This window comes from Halalkalibacter oceani (genome assembly GCF_023715705.1).
Classification (GTDB): domain Bacteria; phylum Bacillota; class Bacilli; order Bacillales; family Bacillaceae_D; genus Halalkalibacter; species Halalkalibacter oceani_A.
In genome coordinates this window covers 12,547-29,205 of record NZ_JAMBOS010000006.1, presented here as the reverse complement: position 1 = coordinate 29,205, position 16,659 = coordinate 12,547, and the positions used below count along the sequence as shown (strand labels likewise).

The following is a 16,659-nucleotide window of genomic DNA, read 5'->3' as shown; positions in this document are numbered from 1 at the left end:
CGCGGACTCCTCTGTTTTTGCTTCTCTACTCCAAATGATAAGGTGTTTCCTGATACACATAATAATTGAGCCAGTTCGAAAATAAAAGATTGGAGTGCGCTCTCCATCTCAATTTAGGCAGTTTTTCAGCGTTGTTTTCAGGAAAGTAATTTTCCGGTACGTCGATTTCCATCCCTTTCGTTACATCGCGCTCGTATTCCTCCTGCAACGTACAGGCATCGTATTCCGAATGCCCGGTAACAAAGATTTGCTTGCCGTTTTTTGAAGCCACGATATACACGCCGGCCTCTTCCGACATGCTGAGCAACTCAAGATCGTTCACCTTCTCGATATCCTCGCGCCTTACTTCCGTATGCCGGGAATGCGGCGCCAGAAACTCATCATCGAACCCCCGCAGCAGCTTGACATTCGATTTCTCAATCGTATGCGTATACACGCCAAATTTTTTCTCGGCTAACGGGTATTTTTTTATGCCATAATGATGGTAAAGCCCGGCCTGGGCTCCCCAGCAAATATGCATCGTTGATGTTACATTGTTGACGCTCCAATCCATAATCGAGGTCAGCTCATTCCAGTAATCAACATCTTCAAACTCCAGCTTTTCAATCGGCGCCCCGGTGATGATCATGCCGTCAAAGCGCTCCGTCTTAATCTCATCAATCGTTTTATAGAAGGAGGCCAGATGCTCATGTGAGGTGTTTTTGGAAACATGAGTATCCGGGTGAAGCAATGAGACTTCCACTTGCAATGGCGAGTTACCGAGTAAGCGCAGCAATTGAGTTTCAGTCGTCTCCTTGACAGGCATCAAATTTAAGATCACAATCTTTAGTGGACGAATGTCTTGAGTGTAAGCGCGGCTCTCGTCCATGACGAAAATATTTTCTGCATTTAATATCTCTTTAGCAGGTAAATGATCGGGAATTTTAATCGGCATTGCAGTACGAACTCCTTTACTATTGAATCTGTTTTTCGTATGTTCTCTTTTCACTCCATCCATACTACTAAAAAAACGTAACATTTCGATAATTTAACTTATCATGAATAAGATGATTTCGCAATTATTATGAAGAAAATCGGCCGTGCCGCTTTTCTTCTATAAAGGGTGATGACAATGAAAGTTCGCGTAGAATGCCACTATCAGCCAGCCAAGACAAGCAAAAAGTTCGAGCTGCTGTCGGAATGGCTGCGCCTTGAAGAAGCGCTTCAGCTCGTGGAAGACCTTGAAAAAACAGGCCGGCTCAAAGAGGTTGTTTTTTACGATCAGCAGGAATCGAGCTGGACGAAAAAAGAAATTCTCCGTTTTCTTAAGCAGCTGGAAACAGAGCCGCAGGACGTCATAGCCTATATCGACGGCGGCTATGATCGCGAAACAAAAAAAGCCGGGATTGGCGTTGCGATCTATTATGAACAGCATCATTCACATTGGCGGCGGCGTTTCAATGACTGCCTTGAGCTACTCCAGGATAACAATGAAGCAGAGTACGCTGCTCTATACCGCTGCATCCAGGAGCTGGAGAGCATGGATGTAGCCCGTCAGGAAGTGACGATTTACCTCGATTCGATGATTGTCGCCAATCAGGCGGCCGGAGAATGGCCCTGCTATGAAGAGCACTATATTGCATGGCTCGAGCGGATCGAACAGCTGAGCAAAAAGCTTGACCTTATTTTACATTATCAGCTCATTGACCGCAATCAGAATAAAGAAGCCGACAGCCTGGCGGGACAGGCGCTGAGCGGCATTCAGATTGAAAGTACGATTGAACGCAGCAGCCGGCCGCCAAAGGCGTAACTGGGAGCTGACAGCATAAACCTCAAGGATGCCTCACGTCAAGGCATCCTGGCTTTTATTTCAAAAGTCGGGCGACTTTTTCGGCCAGTCCGGTATCGAGCCGGGTCACGCCGAGCGGCTCAGGCACCCGGCCATATTCTTCATGATGAAAATCCGAGCCTCCGGTCACATAAAGTGTCTTCCTTTGCTCCCGTTCAATCTCCTCCACTAAAGCACAATAACGGGCGATCGCCTGATCATCATGATCACGGTGATACACTTCGATGCCATCAAGGCCCCACTCCAACACCCACCTTTTAATATCCTCATCTTTATCATAATAAAGCGGATGGGCGACAATAGCGATGCCACCTGTCTGATGAATCCAGTTAATCGCTTCCTTGATCGACAATTCCTTTGATTTCTCGACATAGGCCGGTTTGCCTTCAGCTAAATAACGGTCAAACGCCTCGGCCACTGATCCGACATAGCCAGCATCAATTAACGCCTTAGCGAGATGGGGCCGACCGACGCTTCCGCCATCGACATAGCGCAGCACCTGCTCCGGCGTTACCCTGAGACCGAGAGCAGCGAGTCTGTCAAGCATCGTGTGCAGCCGTTCCTGCCGCAGCTCTTTTTGCTCAGCAAGCATCAGCTGCAGCGCCCGATCCTTCCAATCGAACGCATAGCCGAGGATATGTATGCTCTTTCCTTGATATGTAGTGGAAAATTCAATGCCGGGAATGACCGTGATGCCAAGCTCCTGTCCTGCCTGACGCGCTTCGTCAATCCCGCTGACGGTATCGTGATCCGTCAGGGCGACGATTTCAAGGCCCGCCCGGCTGCATTTTTTCATTAATTCAGACGGAGAATACCCTCCGTCTGAAGCGGTTGAATGCAGATGTAAATCGGCATTTTTCGGATGTTTTGTCATTATGTTATTCCTCACTCAGGGAAATATCCCAAACTAGCTGGCCGGTCCGCAAATGGTCTGTATAGACCAGCTCATATTGACTTCCTTCAGGCACAAGAAACGCGACCTCCCCGCGATTCGTGCGACCTGGATGAAGCTGACCGCCGAGAATGCCTTTCGTTTCGATCGAGGAGACATGATTATACGCATACCCCTCCTGATCGACCAGCGTCATCTTATACATCGAAAATTCATACACCGTGTCACGAACGTTCTCCAAAGTCAGATCAGCAATCACGTAATGCGAGCCGGCTTCTTCGGACGGCTCCGTTCTGACGGCATTCAATGTAATTTCAAGGCCGTTCACTTCGCGGCCCTGCCCATCACTGGAGACAACAGAGGTTGTCCGCCCCTCTGACTGGTTCAGTCCGCTATAGCCAATTAATACAACCAATCCTAAACATAAGCTTAAAAAAAGTAATACTTTCCCCTTCATCATTTCTGTCTCTCCTTCACCTTGTCTTCCTAGTACGTTATGATTTATGGAGAGAGGTTATACCAGAACTTTTACCTCCACCATGTATCGAAAATGGTAACAGGAAGCTGGCGTTTATGTTCCGTCTGTAGATAACGAGCTTCAATTTTTTCTTTTACGTCAGCTTGAACATTTCTGCCTTCCAAATAATCGTCAAGCTGTTCATATGTCATCCCAAGCGCCACTTCATCCGGCAGACCCGGCTTGTCGTCCTCAAGATCGGCGGTTGGGGCTTTTGTGTATAAATGAGCCGGGGCTCCGAGCTCTCTAAGCAAAGCCTTTCCTTGGCGCTTCGATAAGCCGAACAATGGGACGATATCGCACGCACCATCGCCATGCTTTGTAAAAAAGCCCGTGATCGCTTCAGCGGAGTGATCCGTGCCGATGACAAGGCAGCCGTAATGAGCGGCGACATCATATTGGACTTTCATCCGTTCACGCGCCTTCGTATTCCCCTTCGCGAAATGCGATAGCGTTTCACCTGTGGCTGCCTCAAACGCGCGAACCGAGGCATCGACCGCTTCTTTAATATTAATCGTCAGCGCCTTCGTCGGTGCGATGAATTCCACCGCCGCCTTCGCATCTTCTTCATCAAACTGCTCGCCGTACGGGAGACGGATCGCGTAGAAACTGACCGTCTTTGTCGTCGCCTCCTGATTCAATTCATCAACCGCCAGCTGCGCCAGTTTACCAGCTAGTGTTGAGTCCTGTCCTCCCGAGATTCCAAGCACAAAGCCGTTTGCCCCGCTATGGACAAGATATTCCTTTAAAAAGTTAATGCGGTTGCGGATTTCGATCTTTGGATCAATTTCACGTTGGGACTGTAAATCAGCAATAATCGATTTCTGTGTAACTGCCATCATTCATCCTCCTATCAAGTTCTTGTCTCCTATTATATCAAGTTTTATGCTGAATGGTAGGTATCCCCAACTTCACTAACTGTTCTTCTTTTCCCTCTTTAGACAGGATAAAACGCTGTTTCTCCCCAAGCAGATCAAAATGAGGAAAAGGCTCACGCTGATGGATCCACTCTTCCTTTAAACCATATTGCCTCCCCCACTTTACAAGCTTCTTCCGGTCAGCACAAGCGACTTTTGTAACAGTTGTACAGTCCGGAAAGCGCTCATCCAGCCAGTAATGGGTGAGAAACGCAATCTCTCCCGCTTCGGCCTGCCTCTTCCAGGCTATTAACTCTGCCCTCTTGATTCCAAATGCCATCTTGACCCCTCCATCTAATATTCTTGTCATTATAGCATAGGAAAAGACGTTTTACCGTTCTTTTGATTGGAGCTCCGACCTGCTGAAAGGGAGAAAAAAAGTGTGCCAAAGGGAAAATTCCCCTGTGGCACACTTTTGAAGCAGCAACCGGCATCCTCTTACCAGCGCCGCTTCTATCGCTCTTTCTGATAGCCGTGTTTACGGGCGTCGATTTCATCGGCGATTTCCGCATCGAACGCCTTCATGCTTTCTTTCCGTCTTTTATTCTTGGCTTTTACCGCCTTCTTCTGTTCGCGTGACATGTCCGTATCGGCGACTGCCTCTTTCGCAGCCTCCATGTTATGCTTCGTGTTTTCCTTCATTTTCTTCAGCTTTTCTGCATTATCAGCACGATTATCCGGCTTTGCCATCAAAACCCCTCCAAAAAGTAATTAGGTGTTGCGTTCATTAGTATGGAGAGCTTCCTCGTATTTATACATGCACGATTCGTTTGTAAGCCTGATCCCAGTCGGGCAGGTGCTTGCGGATCGAGACGGGGCGGAACGTATCTTTTTTGACACAGACATGGGTGCTGCTTCCAGTGACGCAGATCACGCCTGATGCGTTGACAACCTCATAATGATAGGTCACCCGCAGTCCGTCGTAGCGTGCGACCGATGTTTTTACCGTTACGGTTTCGCCGTATGTCGTTGGATTCTTATAGGAAACCTGGATATCCGTCACCGGAGAGAGAATCCCTTCCTTTTCCATTTCGGCATAATGAAAGCCAAGTTCCTTGATCAATTCAGTCCGTCCTACCTCAAACCAGACAAGATAGTTGGAATGGTGAACGACGCCCATTTGATCCGTTTCGGCATAGCGGACGACGACCGGTGTTTCTGTCACATACATACTATTGTCCCCCTTCGGATACGAGCAAACGTATATCTTCTTCTGTAATCGTCATTAGCTGTTCAGCGTCATGCGCCTGCTGCTCCTGCAGGCGCAAAGCCTGAAGCTGTACAAGCCGTTCGAAAACATCCACCGCATAGCGAGCGTTGGCTGGATGCTTCTTTGGCACGACCTCTGCCTCAAGCATGGTCTTCGCCTGCTGGCTAAAGCGGTAGTCAGCATGCTCAGCGCGATCAAGCACAATTTCAACAAGTTCTTCCTTCGAGTAATCCTCAAAGGCGAGCTGCTTTTTAAAGCGAGAGCGTAAGCCGGGATTGCTGGCAAGCAGCTTTTCCATCTCCTGCTCGTATCCGGCGAGGATGACGACGAGGTTTTCCTCGTGGATCGTCATTTCCTGAACGAGCGTGTGGATCGCCTCCATGCCAAAGTCGCCTTTTCCAGATGAAAGCAACGCGTAGGCTTCATCAATAAATAAAACTCCGCCAAGCGCGTCGCGGACGAGCTCCTTCGTCTTTTGCGCGGTTTGACCGACATAGCCGGCGACAAGATCCGCGCGGCCAGCAACAACGAGATGCCCTCTCTTTAGCAGGCCGATTTCATGCAATGCTTTTGCTAACAGTTCAGCAACTGTCGTCTTGCCGGTCCCCGGGTTACCGGTAAAGACGGCATGAAGTTGCAGCGGCAGCGCCTGCAGTCCCTGCTCGCGCCGCTTTTGCTGAACATCGGCGAATGAGGTAAGCCGTTTGATCTCCTGCTTCACCGCATCCAGGCCGACCAGTGAATCCAGAGTCTGAATCGCATCCTGTCCTGTTTCCTCCTTTGCCTGAAAATGCTCGGCATCGAGAAACACGAAGTCATCGGCTTGTGCTTCAGCCAGCGTCAGCTCGGCTCCCTTTTCAAAGATCGCCTCGAGCACAAGGTTTTTCACCGTGCGGGCATTGCCAAACGACTCATCAACCGTCGCTTGCTCAATTCTCCGTTGCAGCTCCCTTTTCGCTCCCTGTGTCAGCATATAATCGTTCTCCAGAGCCATCTTCGCCCCGATTTGCAGCAGCTCGTCAATCGTATAATCTGACAGGTGAATATGATTCTGTTCGGGAAAGCGGCTGCGCAAACCCGGATTGGAGCGAAGAAAGGTGCGCATTTCCGCGGGATAGCCGGCTAAAATAACCGCAAATTGACCTGCGTATTTGCCACTCGTCATCGCCGAAACGAGCGTATCGATGACCGCTTGTCCGTAATCGTTTCCCGAAGCATCCGCCCGGCGCAGGCTGTATGCTTCATCGATAAACAGTACCCCGCCAAGTGCCCGTTCAATGGCCTTTTGGGTCTGCTCTTCTGTTTGACCGACATAGGCGCCGACGAGGGCGCCACGGTCAACCTCGTACACTTCATTTCGTGTCAAAAGGCCAAGCTCATAATAAATTTTCGCGATCACGCGGGCAAGATGAGTTTTGCCTGTCCCGGGATTTCCGGTTAAAATCATGTGCATCGCAATGCCGTCTTTTATTTGAAAGCCCTGCTCCTGTCTTTCTTTTTGATAATGCAGAAAGCGATGAAGCTTGGCAATCCGCTCTTTTACTTCGGCAAGGCCGATAAGCGATTCCAATTCCGCAAGAGCTTCAGGCTCTTTCTCCTCCGTCGACTGCGGCAATAGATCATGAATCCGGGCAAAGATTGCTTTAATCTCTCCTTCCGCCTCCTTTATTTGCTTAAACTGGGAAGCGGAATAGTACACACCTTTAACCGAGTCGGCGTATTCAGCCGTAGCGTCCAAAATGCGGGAATAGGGTTGACTCAGCTCCGCCACGAGCTGATACAGACGCTCAAGCACCTCTCCTTTTTCTTGATCGTGAAGAGAATCCGGCAGCTCCTTCTGCTCATTGATGAAGGCTTTCTCAAAGGCGAAAAACCGTTCGGCGATCCGGCGGTATTCGTTCGCTGCCTTTTTCTTAGCCGCGCTATGATCGGTTTCGCGAATAACTGGAAAATCAGGCAGCCGCAAACGCTCCTCTATTTTTTTCAGGATCGTTTTGCAGGTGAGCTGCTGGACACATTTATTTTCAGGAGAAAGAGCGACCGCCCTCTGCTGCCAACGCTCAATCACGGGATCAAGCTGTCCCGTCCGTCCGAGCCGCGCTTCAGCCAGTAAAGCATATAATTGGGCGCGGTAAACGGGAGCCAGTTCTTCGTCCCTCCCTTCAAGTTCTTCAAGGATTTCCCATGCTGTTGCCTCTTGCAACGACTGTTCTTGTTCGCTTCCAATCTCAATCCACTGCTTTATGGCCTCCAGTGACCATTTTCGCTGTAACATTTTATCACGTCCTCTTGACTCTTCTGCCTCATTTTATCACGATGACACTCTTAATGGCAGTAGACCCCTCTTTCCATGACATTACGGGCATAGGTGTCAATCACTGTGCCATCGTCCGCGAGAAAATCAATCGGATGTTCCTCCTGCCAGTTCTCATTGCTTGTGGTCACATTTAGAAACACTTGATTTTCGAGCGGAGCAATGAAGGAGCCGCCCTCGTAATGAATTTGCACTCTGGCGACATTTTCCGGCTGCTGAATCATGCCGAAGGTGACATAGGTCGCCGCATACTCATCATCATGCCAATTGCCGCTTTCCACACGAAACGTGCGGATTTTTTGTTCTTCTTCCATGACCGCCGTCCCACCGACAGTCAGCATCGCCGCAGGTAGCCGCTTAAAGCCGCCTTCAACCTGCTCCAGCTTTTCAGCAACGAGCTGCTCGCCGTTGACGGTGTAGACGACATGCCATTCCTCTTCCTCCTGCCGGGCAACAGCAATTTCAATCAAATCATCACGTTCATAGGGTTGCGAAATCGCGCTTTCGATCGTCGGATAAACCGTCTGATCCCCCGGCTGCTCATCCTGTACAATCAAACTGGACATCACGCCGTGATACCCGACGAGAATACTCAGCAGAAACAGCGAAAACACGAGCTGAAGCTTGTTCCGGCGCAAAAGAAGAAAAGCAGTCACGGCAAGCACCGCCGCTCCGGCTAAAATCACGATTGCCATAAAAGAAGGGGCAAAACCGATCATACCGGATTGAAGCTGCTGCTCGGAAAGATAGAGGAACAGCACGGAGACGATTGACTCCGTTTGCAATGTTTGGGCTACTTCATGGGGTGGCGTCTGCTCCGTCATAAATGCCGAAATCGCCAGGATGAGATACGCGAGCAACGACTCAAGCCGAAAGCTTCCTATCACTCCACTGGCATTCAGCTCCTCCTGCTTCCGCCTGCCAAGCCAAAAATGGTGAAGACCGAACAGAAGCAGCGGCGCGTAGATCAAATGCTTAAGCAGGAGAAGCTGTCCATAAGTGATTTGCCAGGCTTGCACGTATTGCGGGACAATATCGTTCATCAACAAAAAACCGGATAAGGTAACAACCAGGACTGCTAAAACGGCAAGCGGGGAAAACCAGCGGAAAAACTCTCCCGGCAGCCTTTCTTTGGCCGTCCACGCGATTACCGTGAGTGGACCGATCCAGACAGCAACTCCGGCCAGATGAAGACTGTTGCCGATCAATCCTGTTATACCGGCGACGGCAGCACCGTGGCCGGCCCAACTAACTGTAACGATTAAAACAATAAGCAAAAAAAGGGCAAAAGCTGCCGTTTTCCTTGATTGTGACAATGTTACGATGCTCATCAGTATCCAGGCGAACACGCTGGCAAACAAGAAAGCCTGTCCCGCGGCATATTGCAGCAGCACCGTGAAAATCGCCTCAAATAATTCCACCTGAAATTGACTGTAAAGCATATAGACAAGGCGGACTACCGTCAGGAAAAGCGCCAGCGGGATCGCGAGGACAGCGGCTTTCAACAGCCAGAGCGGCAGCGTGACTGCGCCCTGTTCCTTAGACATAAAAAAAGACAATGTGAAATAGCCTGTTAATCCAATAAAACTGGCATAAAGTAAGAGATTACCGATAATTTCCATAGTAAGTATAAGCCTCCAAGCTTCCGGCAGGGTGATGTCGTTATTACATTTCCTACAAAACCACTTTGCTTTAATTTTAACAGAAGATTGAGGAAGAGAACATAGAAGAGAAGCCGAGCCTCACCTCGTATAAAATAAAGCAGGAAAGCGGTATCCCTTTCCTGCTCCAGTTGAGTTGGTGAAATCATCACTTTAGCATGCTTTGACAGCTGCTTTAGCCCTGCCCGGACCGATCATTTTTAGCTCACAATTGAGGTTCAGACCCGTTTGTTGACTTCAAAGTTATCCTGAATTAACAGCCAATTTTGCGGGAATTCAATTCTTAGAACCCAATAGCTGACCCCGCGCAGCCCTAACTCCCTGACGAGATCAAACTTCGCCTGGATGCTGCGCGCATCTTCAAACCAGACTTCATGCTCCGTACCGTCTTCCTCCTGATAGAAGAAGAACGGGGACTGGGCTTGCTCGTCATACTGGATCGTCGCTCCGTACTGAACAGCCAGTTCAATCGCCTGCTGCGGGCTGATCGCCCTAGCAAACTCGCCACCCTCTTCATATGGCAGTGTCCAGTCATAGCCATAAAGCGGAATACCCATCATGATTTTCTCCACTGGCATGACTGATGCCGCATACTCTACCACCCTTCTTACCTGGTCAAGCGGAGCAACAGCCATTGGCGGTCCTCCGCTCCAGCCCCATTCATAAGTCATCAGCACGGTATAATCGACAATTTCTCCATGAGCTGGATAATCATGTGCTTCATACCATGCTCCGGCCTGTTCGCCGCTGACTTTTGGCGCCAATGCCGTCGACACCGTATAACCATGTTCCCTCGCACGCTGCACCGCCAAGCGTAAAAACTGATTATACGGCTCGCGATCCTCCGGACGTAAATGCTCAAAATCGATGTTTAAGCCAAGATAGCCCTTTTCCGCCATAATTGCAAAAGCTTGATCAAGCACTTGATTTTGCCGGTTGATATCATTCAATATCGCCTCTCCAACATCGGCGTCAAATTGATTTTCAACCATATTGGTAAGGACGAGCACCGGGACAATTTGAAATGGATAAGCAGCTTGTATCGAGGGGGTATCTTCGACCGGGACAAGCCCCCCTTCGGCTGTCACATGATAGCTGAAAATCGATAAGTATGTCAATTCATTCCCGACATTCTGAATAACCCGAGGCTCCGTATCCAATGGCGGTCGTGGCTCAATATAGCCGTTGACATCAATCGCGATCCGGTTGCGCGGCGGCAAAACAAGGCGCTGATCGATCGCCAGTGGCTGATTTGGGTTTAACTGATTTAACGAGATAATCTCCTCCATCGACACTTGAAAACGACGGCTGATCTCATATAAGCTGTCACCCGGCTGAACATAATAGACGCGTCCGCTTACCGGAATAACGAATGTTTGACCGATCACAAGGTTGTTCGGGTTTGGAAGAGCATTTGCCTGAATAATCGCTTCTGTCGTTGAATCATAGGCATTGGCAATACCAGTCAGTGTCTGACCTGGTCTCACAACGTGAATTTGCACAGCATTTTCCCCTCTCCCCAGTACATTTGCTTCATTGTACGCCGGAGCAGCTTATCCTATCACAAAAATTCACGAACATGTCAGGGACAGCGTAGAGACAAACTGGCAGCAGTATGAGAAACTAAAATAAACAGATTCAGCACGAAAGGAATGACTATGATTAAAAAGAGTTTTCTTGTTTTAAGCTATGTAATCATCGCCATTTTGCTTTCCATTTATGGCGAGCAGCTATTGCACTGGCTGCAGTCGGGCGGAACCCATTCACTCATCTTAACCTCAGTGGCAGCAACGATGTTTGCCCTCTTTCCGGTAATTCCTTATCCGGTGATTGGCGGCATCCTTGGCGCAGCCTACGGTCCCTGGGTCGGAAGCGGTCTGACATGGCTCGGCTCATCGCTGGCGTCAATCATCATGTTTTCCGCTGTGCGATATGGCTTTCAAGATTGGGGTCGTTCCCTGCTTTATCGGTACAAGCAGACAGCTACAATCACTCATTTATTCGAACGAAACGCCTTTATGACGATTTTCATCTCACGATTGATCCCGGTTATTCCTTCAATCGTCGTTAATATCTATTCTGCTTTAAGCCGCGTTCCGTTCTGGCCCTATGCTTGCGCTTCGTCTCTCGGGAAAATCCCGTCGATGTTTTTGTTTGCCGTCGTCGGTAATTCACTTGTGACGAGTCCGCGAAATCTTGTTTTTATTTGTTTCGTTTATGCAGGATTCTTACTCGTTGTGTATCTCATATACCGCTTTTTTAACCGGCATGCCGCGGCGGTTGACCGTAAACCGTTGTAGCAATTCATGCATGAAACAGAACAATATGGCGTTTCAGCCATAGTGACACATAAAAGAAACCGTACCCGATCCATACTCCTAAGGAATTCAGGATCACATCATCGACATTTGCGACGCGGTGGGTAAACAGAAATTGACTCGTTTCAATCATGATCGAGAAGCCCATGCCGATCAGGACAACGACAAGCGCGTGACGAAGAGGTCTCCAGAGCGCCGGCAGTAAAAAGCCTAACGGAACGAAGAGAAGAATATTGCCGACTAAAATTCGCAAAGGATCAAGAATCGTCGGACTAAAAACGCCGATCCGGTAAATACTCCGAAAAGGAATGAGGTTATAATTTCGACCGCCTGGTCCCGCCGGTCCGAGGGAAGCCCCGTAATTCCAGGCCAGCAATGTAATATAGAGCACCACAACGATATATAGGAAAAGCAATGTTCGTAAAATCAGCGTTTGCTGCTTCATCATCTTAGCCTCCTGCTTCTTCATCCTCCTCTATTATTTCGTCGATCCTGAGGTTTGACAAGTCATTTTGCTCGACAAAGGAGAAGAGGAATGTCCAAAAAGGTCGAGGCACCTTCCCAAAAAAAAGAAATTCCCCGCATTGAAAAAGCATCTCAAACCCGCCCGTGCGGTTTTTGAGATGCTGGTTTTTTAACCCTACCCTTTCGGCGGGACATAATCCGGCTGTTCATTGCTTTTTGTATTCATTTGTTTCCCTTTGTTAGAACGGCTTTCTACCGGCTGTGTCCCAAGGTGATCGGGCCGAAATTGAGCTGAAGTTGATTTGGCACTTTTGATGATAATCCCCTCCCTCCTTTGTATCTTTCCTCGACGGGGGGTGAATTATTCAGCAGGCTCCTAAAGCTCTACACGTTCTGCCGGAAGCGCCCGCTTTAATTCCCACTTCTCTTCTAAACGGTCCAGCGCATCCTGATCATTCATCAGCTGTTCTTTGTTTTCTTGGACTAATTCCTCAAATGACACTTTTCTGACTCTTCTCAACAAAAACACTCCTTTTTCTTTTACCTCTATTGTGGAATAAAAGGAGTGATTTTATACCTGTTATTTCTTTTTCGGACTAATAAAGACATTACCGGCCTCATCGAACGTTAATAAAAAGATCTCTTCAGCGTTTGAATAACCGTACTGTTGAATAATTCCCTTCAGCCAATCCAGGGTTCCCACTTTTTTCACATTCGCTTCAATAATATGCCCATCCTCAATCAGGACGCTTGAATATCCTTTCGACAGTGGACTCTGCTGCAAGTCATTCGGGGTAGCCGCGTCATATTTTGATTTTTTGATCACACTGATCGTACCGTTCATTTCTAAAATCGCATAATCAATTTCCGACAAATCACTCGCGCTGCGCAAGCGTAAGTCCATTAAAAATGATTCAAGAGTGATTTTCGCTTTGCGCAATTCATCGTGGAGAATCACTCCATGCTTCATTAAAATAATCGGTTCGTCTTCAATGATCCGGCGAAAACGCGGGGTATGAAGAGCAATCATTGAAAGCGTTAAATGTAAACCGGCAATCAATGCCGCCGCGGCGACAGGACCGCTTAAAGGGAGTTCTCCATCCGTTAACGGCTCTCCGAGAATATCGCCGATGACAACGCCAAATATAAAGTCAAGCGCGTCAATTGAACCCATTGACCGCTGCCCGAGCACCTTAACAATTAAAAAGATATATCCATAGACGATGACGGCCCGAATCATAAACCCATAAATCGGTAACGTTTCTGAACCCAGCCAAAATTCAAACATTCTGCCTACCTCCAGGGACATGGTTTTAAACGGAGTGACGTATTTCTTCCGTTAAAACACCCTAATGAACGCTTTACTTATTTTTTTGATCCCGACTCATTTTCTCTGCTTCTACCTCTGCGTAGGAAGCAAATTCAGTTTCTGCTTCGTTCCGTTTCCCTTGCTTTTTGGCATTGTTATTGCGCTGTGCATTGGCATTTCCTTTTTTCTGTCTACCCATACGCTTGTAGCCTCCTTCTAACAGGATGTTTTTGTTCAATCAGGTTTTAGGGTATCCGCTTATTGCTTTGTTCACCCAGCCATCTTTATCCATTACGGTATGTGAAATTATTAAAACTATTCTCTTTCATCAAAAAAGATGAGGCATCACTAGTTAACCAATGGATTTAAAAGAGATCGTGGCGGTTCCACTCATAGCTTAAGGGCTGGGAAAAAGGTAAACACAACCTTTTTCCCAGCCCCATTTCAATTAGACGTTTGCTATTTTATTGCGGAGTACCATTTGCAGAATACCACCGTGACGGTAGTAATCCATTTCGACTTCACTATCGAAGCGGACAACGACGTCAAATTCTGTTTTTGTGCCATCCGCTGCAGTAGCGACAACTTTCACAATGTCGCGCGGCTTAACATCATTTGTAATTTGAACATCAAATGCTTCCTCGCCTGTTAAACCAAGCGTTTCGGCGCTGTCCCCTTCTTTGAATTGAAGTGGAAGTACACCCATTAATACAAGGTTACTGCGGTGGATCCGCTCATAACTTTCAGCGATAACGGTTTTAATACCGAGAAGGTTTGTTCCTTTCGCTGCCCAGTCACGCGAGCTTCCCATCCCGTAATCTTTACCGGCAAGAATCGCAAGACCAGTATTATCTTCTTTATATTTCATAGCCGCATCATAGATGGACATTACTTCTCCGGTTGGCCAGTACGTTGTATAACCGCCCTCTGTGCCAGGAGCTACCTGGTTACGAATCCGGATGTTCGCAAATGTCCCTCTCATCATGACTTCATGATTTCCACGGCGGGATCCGTAGGAGTTAAAGTCTTTCGGCTCGACCCCTTTAGAAATGAGATACTTCCCTGCTGGAGTATCCTTGCCAATCGCTCCGGCCGGTGAAATATGGTCGGTCGTGACAGAATCGCCAAATTTGCCGATTACGCGGAGTCCGGCTAGCGGCTTAATGTCTTCCGGATCTGGAGAAAGCCCTTCAAAGAACGGCGGGTTCGCGATGTACGTTGAATCCTCATCCCACTTATAAAGCGCATCATCTGTTGTTTCAATTTGATTCCAGCGAGGATTGCTGCTGAAGACTTCCTCGTATTCGCGACGGAACAATTCTGGAGTAACCGTTTTATTCACGACTTCTTTCACTTCGTCAGCAGTAGGCCAAATATCAGCGAAATAAACATCGTTGCCATCCTTATCCTTGCCGAGCGAATCGTTTCTCAAGTCGATATCGACTGTTCCCGCAAGGGCGTATGCGACAACAAGCGGTGGAGAAGCAAGGTAGTTCGCCTTGACAAGCGGATGAATCCGTCCTTCAAAGTTACGGTTCCCGGATAACACAGACGTTACCGTTAAATCGCTTTCGGCAATTGCTTTTTCAATTTCTTCCTCTAAAGGTCCCGAGTTACCGATACATGTCGTACAGCCGTAACCGACAATGTTAAAGCCGAGCTTCTCCATATACGGAAGCAAGCCGGAATCTGTTAAATAACCTGTTACAACCTTTGAACCAGGAGCTAGGGAAGTTTTGACAAATTCAGGTACTTTCAGTCCAAGCTCTACCGCTTTTTTCGCAACTAGCCCCGCACCAACTAAGACATACGGGTTAGACGTATTCGTACAGCTCGTGATCGCGGCGATCGCAATTGAACCGGTCTTCATTGTTGTGTGACGGCCATCTTTAAAGTTAACCGTAACTGTCTTGTTGAACTCATCTTCTGTAAGTCCAAGTCCCTGCGTTCCTTGAGGAGCGACAACCGCACTGCGGAACGATTTTTGCATATCAGTAAGCGGAACAAGATCCTGCGGACGCTTAGGACCTGAAAGGTTCGCTTCGATTTTGCTAAGATCCACTTCAACAACATCCGTGTACGTTGGATCCGCTGTTTCACCGGCAACATAGAACAGTCCATTTGCACGGCAGTATGCTTCAACAAGCTTGATCTGCTCTTCTGAACGACCAGTTAAGCGCATGTAATTAAGTGCTTCTACATCAACCGGGAAGAAACCGCAAGTCGCGCCGTATTCAGGTGCCATATTCGAGATCGTCGCACGGTCGGCCAAAGGCATTTCAGCAAGACCCGGACCGAAGAATTCGACGAACTTGCCAACAACCTTCTTCTCTCTAAGCACTTGCGTTACTTTTAAGGCGATATCCGTTGCAGTCGTACCGCTTGGAAGCTCACCAACAAGCTTAACCCCGATCACTTCAGGTACAGGGAAGTATGAAGGCTGACCAAGCATGCCTGCTTCTGCTTCAATCCCTCCGACACCCCAGCCAAGAACGCCGATACCGTTGATCATCGTTGTATGGGAGTCAGTACCTACTAATGTATCAGGGAATGCCACTGTTTCGCCATCCTGCTCAATCGCATGAACGACATTGGCAATATATTCAAGGTTTACTTGGTGAACGATACCTGTTGCTGGCGGCACTGCGCGATAATTATCAAAGGCTTTCTTTGCCCAGCTTAAAAATTGGTAACGCTCCTCGTTCCGTTGAAATTCCAAATTCATGTTATACACGAGGGAATCTTCTGTTCCGGCTTTATCGACCTGAACCGAGTGGTCAATAACTAAATCAACCGGGATTTCCGGGTTAATTTGATCCGGATTTCCACCCATATCGGCCATCGCTTTGCGCAATGAAGCCAAATCAACAACAGCCGGCACTCCGGTGAAGTCCTGCAAAATAACACGAGATGGTTTGAAAGGAACGTCGATATCCTTCAATTCACTCGTGCCCCATTTGGCTAGATTTTCCACATGTTCTTTTTTGATTACATAGCCGTCATATTGACGCAATACTGATTCCAATAACACTTTTACTGAGTATGGTAGATTCGAAACGTTTCCTAAACCCGCGTCCTCCAGGGCTTTAAGCGAGTAATAGTTGATTGTTTTTCCATCCAAAGAAAAGGATGATCGTGCGTTGAATACATCATTACTTTTTGACATATGTATACCCCTCCTTCACATGACTATCATAACGTAAACTGCCGGGATTGTCTAAAATCATG

18 protein-coding genes are annotated in these 16,659 nt (G+C 48.1%); 2 read left to right on the top strand and 16 right to left on the bottom strand.

The window, feature by feature from the left end:
- Positions 1 to 25: 25 nt before the first annotated feature.
- Positions 26 to 934 carry a homoserine O-acetyltransferase MetA gene (gene metA / locus M3212_RS07925; protein ID WP_251193426.1) on the bottom strand — a complete coding sequence of 303 codons (909 nt, stop codon included), beginning with the start codon at positions 932 to 934 and terminating at the stop codon, positions 26 to 28.
- 177 nt (positions 935 to 1,111) lie between these two features.
- Between metA and M3212_RS07920 the strand changes: the two genes are divergently transcribed.
- Positions 1,112 to 1,789, top strand: a complete 678-nt coding sequence (locus M3212_RS07920) for a reverse transcriptase-like protein (RefSeq protein WP_251193425.1) — start codon at positions 1,112 to 1,114, stop codon at positions 1,787 to 1,789.
- 55 nt (positions 1,790 to 1,844) lie between these two features.
- Here the strand turns inward: M3212_RS07920 and M3212_RS07915 are convergent, their stop codons facing one another.
- The 9 genes from M3212_RS07915 to M3212_RS07875 form a co-directional block, all read right to left on the bottom strand.
- Entirely contained in the window at positions 1,845 to 2,702 is an 858-nt protein-coding gene (locus M3212_RS07915) for a PHP domain-containing protein (RefSeq protein ID WP_251193424.1), read from the bottom strand.
- Between the two features lie 4 nt (positions 2,703 to 2,706).
- Positions 2,707 to 3,180: a DUF4352 domain-containing protein gene (locus M3212_RS07910; RefSeq protein ID WP_251193423.1), complete on the bottom strand. Its 474-nt coding sequence runs from the start codon at positions 3,178 to 3,180 to the stop codon at positions 2,707 to 2,709.
- 68 nt (positions 3,181 to 3,248) lie between these two features.
- The gene (gene nadE, locus M3212_RS07905) at positions 3,249 to 4,076 is read right to left on the bottom strand and encodes an ammonia-dependent NAD(+) synthetase (protein ID WP_251193422.1); all 828 of its coding nucleotides are present in this window, start codon (positions 4,074 to 4,076) and stop codon (positions 3,249 to 3,251) included.
- A gap of 37 nt (positions 4,077 to 4,113) precedes the next feature.
- Entirely contained in the window at positions 4,114 to 4,434 is a 321-nt protein-coding gene (locus tag M3212_RS07900) for a hypothetical protein (protein ID WP_251193421.1), read from the bottom strand.
- Positions 4,435 to 4,607: 173 nt separating this feature from the next.
- Complete coding sequence (gene tlp / locus M3212_RS07895) at positions 4,608 to 4,844, bottom strand: small acid-soluble spore protein Tlp (protein ID WP_251193420.1); 237 nt, start codon at positions 4,842 to 4,844, stop codon at positions 4,608 to 4,610.
- Between the two features lie 61 nt (positions 4,845 to 4,905).
- Positions 4,906 to 5,325: an acyl-CoA thioesterase gene (locus tag M3212_RS07890; protein ID WP_251193419.1), complete on the bottom strand. Its 420-nt coding sequence runs from the start codon at positions 5,323 to 5,325 to the stop codon at positions 4,906 to 4,908.
- Position 5,326: 1 nt separating this feature from the next.
- Positions 5,327 to 7,639, bottom strand: a complete 2,313-nt coding sequence (locus M3212_RS07885; RefSeq protein ID WP_251193418.1) for an AAA family ATPase — start codon at positions 7,637 to 7,639, stop codon at positions 5,327 to 5,329.
- 50 nt (positions 7,640 to 7,689) lie between these two features.
- Positions 7,690 to 9,300, bottom strand: coding sequence for a copper resistance D family protein (locus tag M3212_RS07880; RefSeq protein ID WP_251193417.1), 1,611 nt, complete (start codon positions 9,298 to 9,300; stop codon positions 7,690 to 7,692).
- Positions 9,301 to 9,557: 257 nt separating this feature from the next.
- Positions 9,558 to 10,841, bottom strand: a complete 1,284-nt coding sequence (locus M3212_RS07875; RefSeq protein ID WP_251193416.1) for a LysM peptidoglycan-binding domain-containing protein — start codon at positions 10,839 to 10,841, stop codon at positions 9,558 to 9,560.
- Positions 10,842 to 10,997: 156 nt separating this feature from the next.
- On the opposite strand from M3212_RS07875, the gene M3212_RS07870 reads away from it, so the two are divergent.
- On the top strand, positions 10,998 to 11,639 hold the full coding sequence (locus M3212_RS07870; RefSeq protein ID WP_251193415.1) for a TVP38/TMEM64 family protein: 642 nt from the start codon (positions 10,998 to 11,000) through the stop codon (positions 11,637 to 11,639).
- A 4-nt stretch (positions 11,640 to 11,643) separates the two neighbouring features.
- On the opposite strand, the gene M3212_RS07865 is transcribed toward M3212_RS07870, so the two are convergent.
- From M3212_RS07865 to acnA, 6 genes are all read right to left on the bottom strand, one after another.
- Entirely contained in the window at positions 11,644 to 12,102 is a 459-nt protein-coding gene (locus M3212_RS07865) for a VanZ family protein (protein ID WP_251193414.1), read from the bottom strand.
- Positions 12,103 to 12,297: 195 nt separating this feature from the next.
- Positions 12,298 to 12,438 (bottom strand): acid-soluble spore protein N, encoded by a 141-nt coding sequence (locus tag M3212_RS07860; protein ID WP_251193599.1) that lies wholly within the window; start codon positions 12,436 to 12,438, stop codon positions 12,298 to 12,300.
- Between the two features lie 60 nt (positions 12,439 to 12,498).
- Entirely contained in the window at positions 12,499 to 12,642 is a 144-nt protein-coding gene (locus tag M3212_RS07855; RefSeq protein WP_251193413.1) for an FbpB family small basic protein, read from the bottom strand.
- 60 nt (positions 12,643 to 12,702) lie between these two features.
- Positions 12,703 to 13,410, bottom strand: coding sequence for a DUF421 domain-containing protein (locus tag M3212_RS07850; protein ID WP_251193412.1), 708 nt, complete (start codon positions 13,408 to 13,410; stop codon positions 12,703 to 12,705).
- 73 nt (positions 13,411 to 13,483) lie between these two features.
- The gene (locus M3212_RS07845) at positions 13,484 to 13,630 is read right to left on the bottom strand and encodes a hypothetical protein (protein ID WP_251193411.1); all 147 of its coding nucleotides are present in this window, start codon (positions 13,628 to 13,630) and stop codon (positions 13,484 to 13,486) included.
- Between the two features lie 249 nt (positions 13,631 to 13,879).
- Positions 13,880 to 16,597: an aconitate hydratase AcnA gene (acnA, locus tag M3212_RS07840; protein WP_251193410.1), complete on the bottom strand. Its 2,718-nt coding sequence runs from the start codon at positions 16,595 to 16,597 to the stop codon at positions 13,880 to 13,882.
- Positions 16,598 to 16,659 lie beyond the last annotated feature (62 nt).